The organism is Nitratidesulfovibrio oxamicus (assembly GCF_015731765.1).
In the GTDB taxonomy this organism is placed as follows: Bacteria; Desulfobacterota; Desulfovibrionia; order Desulfovibrionales; family Desulfovibrionaceae; genus Cupidesulfovibrio; species Cupidesulfovibrio oxamicus.
Window position 1 is genome coordinate 1 of record NZ_VRYY01000249.1, and the last position, 3,788, is coordinate 3,788.

Genomic DNA, 3,788 nt, shown 5'->3' on the forward strand with positions numbered 1-3,788 from the left:
GCAGCACGGTGCGGCCCGTGCCGGGCAGGCGGCGCAGCGCCTCGCGCGTCAGCGGCGAGGGCGCGGCGATGAGAAGGGTGATGTCATCCGCCGCCATGGGGTGGTCGCCGCTCCGGAAAGAGGTCGTCGTCGCTCAGCCAGATGGTCACCGGCCCCCAGTTGACGAGGGAGACATCCATGTCGGCCGCGAAGATGCCACAGCGTACCCGCCCCGGCAGGCGTGCGTCAATATCGGTGGACAGTTGGTCGAACAGGCGCTCGGCCACGGCGGGCGGCGCGGCGGAGGAAAACGAGGGGCGGCGGCCCTTGCGGCAGTCGGCGTGCAGGGTGAACTGGGGCACCAGCAGCAGTTGGCCCAGCGGGGCGCAGGAAACAATGCAGCTGTCCTCCACGTCCTGCATGCTGTCGGGCACCGGCCATCCGCGCAGGCCCACGTTCATCTTTCCCGCGTCGTCGGGAAACACGCGCAGGTCCAGCATCTTGTCGATCATGCCCGCCCAGCGTGGCTCGCCGGGCAGCGCGGCGGTATCGCGCGGGCCAAAGCCCGCCAGCACCACCAGCCCCGGCCCGATGGCGGCCACGATTTCACCGTTTACCGCCACCGATCCCCGGCGTGCCCGTTGCAACAGCAGTCGCATGTCGTTCCTCTATTCCGTGACGGAGACGGGTGCGGAACGCCGTCCCCCGCTTGTCAGCCAGGGAAAGCCAGGGGCAGGCAGGCCTGTCGCCCTACTGCGCTCCGTCGTCGTCGGACGCGGCGGCTGTTGCAGGAGACGCGGCCAGTTCCGCCTTCAGCTTCTCTTCTTCCTCGGTGCGCAGGATGCGGCGCAGCACCTTGCCCACCACGGTCTTGGGCAGATCATCGCGGAATTCCACCTGCTTGGGCACCTTGTAGTTGGCCAGCTTTTCGCGGCAGTGGGCCACCACTTCGGCCTTGCTCAGCTTTTCGCCGGTCTTGACCACCACGAAGGCCTTGATCATCTCGCCGCGCGTGGGGTGGGGCACGCCCACGGTCACCGCTTCCTTGATCCTGGGGTGTTCGTGCAGCACCTCGTCGATCTCGCGCGGGTACACGTTGTAGCCGCCCACCAGGAACATGTCCTTCTTGCGGTCAACGATGGTGAAGTAGCCGTCCTCGTCCATGGTGGCGATGTCGCCGGTGTACAGCCAGCCGTTGCGCAGGGTGTTGGCGGTTTCGTCTGGACGGTTCCAGTAGCCCTTCATGACCTGCGGGCCGCGGATGATCAGTTCGCCCACCTTGCCTGCGGGCAGCGGCACCAGGCCCACCTCCATGTCCACGATGCGCGCCTCGGTGTCCGGAAAGGGGATGCCGATGGAGCCGGGCTTGCTGACCCCGTGGATGGGGTTCAGGTGGGTGACCGGCGAGGCCTCCGTCAGGCCGAATCCCTCTATGACCTGCGCCCCGGTAAGTTCACGGAACCGTTTGATATGTTCCACAGGCATGGGGGCCGAGCCCGAAATGCAGTAGCGGATGGAGGTCAGGTCGTAGTCGCCCACTTCCTTCTGCTGCATCAGCGAGATGTAGATGGAGGGCGCGCCGGGGAAGATGGTGGGCTTGTGTTTCTGGATGCCCACCAGCACGTCGCGCGGGACATAGCGCGGGAAGGGCACGATGGTGGCCGCAAGGGCCGTGGGCAGGGTGAGGCAGGTGGTCAGCCCGTAGACATGGAAGTAGGGCATCAGCCCCAGGAAACAGTGGTCCATTTCGCGGGCATCGCCAAGGATGGTGGTGATCTGCTGCACGTTCACCGACATGTTGTGGTGCGTCAGCATGACCCCCTTGGAAATGCCCGTGGTGCCGCCGGTGTATTGCAGCACGGCCAGGTCTTCGGTGGGGTTGCACGTGGTGGTGGAGTGGCGTGCCTTGCCCTTGAGCAGGGTTTTCCACGGCAGCACGTGCCTGCCGTCAAAGGGCAACTCGCGCCAGGTGCCCTCGCGCTTGGCCTTGAAGGCGTACAGGAAGTTGAGCGGGAAGGACAACCCGTCGCCGATGCGGGTGAGGAAATACTTGTCGATGCCCAGTTTGTCGCGCAGCGGCTCTATCTTGGGCCACACCAGGTCGAGGGCGATCATGAACCGCGCGCCGGAATCGTGGATCTGGTGGACCAGTTCCTTTTCCATGTACAGCGGGTTGGTCATCACCACCACGCCGCCCGCCTTCAGCACCGCCCAGAAGGCAATGACAGTCTGCGGCAGGTTGGGCAGCATGATCGACACCTTGTCCCCGCGCCGCACGCCCTGGGCGCGCAGGTTGGCTGCCATGACCTCTGCCAGTTGGCGCAGCCTGGCGTAGCTGATGCGGTAGTTGCGGAAGGCGATGGCCGTGCGGCGGGGTGTGCGTTCCGCGGCCCTGTCAAGCAGGGTGAACAGCGGGAAGGTTTCGTAGCTGATGTTGGCGGGTACGCCCGCATCGTAGCTGGCCAGCCAGGGGAAATCGGCGAGGGGTGTGGTTTCGGTCATACGTGGTGGCGGACCGTGGCCGCCACGTCATTCCGCGCGTTCCGCCCGGCCCGGCAAGGCACATGCGGCGCACGGGCGCTGGCGCTGGCCCGTATTGTTCGTGTGTTCAAGGGGATGGAAGGCAAACCTTCGGATTTGTACTATGCGGCCCCCGCCCGCGCAAGTCCCATGGCACGGGGAAAAGGGCATCCCGTGTCCAATGCGTGCCCGCCGGGCGAATGCGAGTCTACCGGGTAAATGGTGCCCGCCGGGAGAATGCGTATCCGGCGGCGCGGGATTTCAGCCCGTACCGTGCCAGCTCAGGCGCCGACTGTGTCGACCGCGCCCCCGGCTGCGCCGGAATCGCCGGGGCGGCCTGTCCGCACGGGGCGCAGGCCGGTCACGGCGGCGACAGCCTTCAGCCCCTTCTTTTCGCCAGTGAAGCCCAGCTTTTCTTCCGTTGTGGCCTTCACGTTCACCATGGTCTCGTCCAGGGCCAGCAATCGGCAGACATTACGGCGGATCTGCTCGCGCCACGGGGCCAGCCGGGGCACCTGGGCGATGACGGTCAGGTCCACGTTGGTGATTTCCAGCCCGGCGGCGCGGGTCAGGCCCAGCACCTCGTCCAGCAGCACGGCGGAATTGGCGTTGTCCAGCGCGGCGTCGGTATCCGGGAAGTGCTGGCCGATGTCTCCGCCGCCGATGCACCCCAGCAGGGCATCGGCAAGGGCGTGCAGCAGCACATCGCCGTCGGAATGGGCCACCACCTCCGGCCCGCCGGGAATGGGCACGCCGCCCAGCTTCATGGGGCGACCGGGCTGGCCAGGACTCCCGGCCCCTTCCTTCAGCACGTAACGGTGCACATCGTAGCCCCAGCCGGTGCAGGGGATCAGGCGCGCCTGCCCGTTGCGGGCATCCCACGGGGCGCGGGCGGTTTCGGCATCATCCAGCATGGCCAGGTCCTCCGGCGTGGTGATCTTGGCGTTGGCGACCTCGCCGGGCACCACGCGCACGTCAAGGCCGCAACGCTCCAGCAGGGCGGCATCGTCGGTGACGGTCCAGCCCCCGGCGCGGGCGCGTTCATGGGCATCGCGCAGGGCGGACAGCGCAAAGCCCTGCGGGGTCTGCACCGCCACCAGCCCGGACCTGTCCGGTGTGTGTGTGACCACGCCATTGTCCGTCTGCTTGATGGTGTCCGTCACCGTCACGCCCGGCACCACCCCCGGCGCGCCCGCCGCCAGCGCGTCGAGCACGGCGTTGGATAATGCCGCCGTGGCAAAGGGGCGGGCCGCGTCGTGCACCAGCACCGCATCGCACTCGCGCGGCAG

3 protein-coding genes are annotated in these 3,788 nt (G+C 67.3%); all 3 read right to left on the reverse strand.

Features of this window, described 5'->3' with window-relative positions; genetic code table 11:
* Positions 1-83: 83 nt before the first annotated feature.
* Positions 84-638, reverse strand: coding sequence for a D-aminoacyl-tRNA deacylase (locus tag FVW20_RS09540; protein ID WP_196609240.1), 555 nt, complete (start codon positions 636-638; stop codon positions 84-86).
* A gap of 91 nt (positions 639-729) precedes the next feature.
* Complete coding sequence (locus tag FVW20_RS09545) at positions 730-2,481, reverse strand: long-chain-fatty-acid--CoA ligase (RefSeq protein ID WP_196609241.1); 1,752 nt, start codon at positions 2,479-2,481, stop codon at positions 730-732.
* Positions 2,482-2,780: 299 nt separating this feature from the next.
* The coding region (gene ispF, locus FVW20_RS09550) for a 2-C-methyl-D-erythritol 2,4-cyclodiphosphate synthase (protein WP_196609242.1) at positions 2,781-3,788 on the reverse strand (1,008 nt) is incomplete at its 5' end.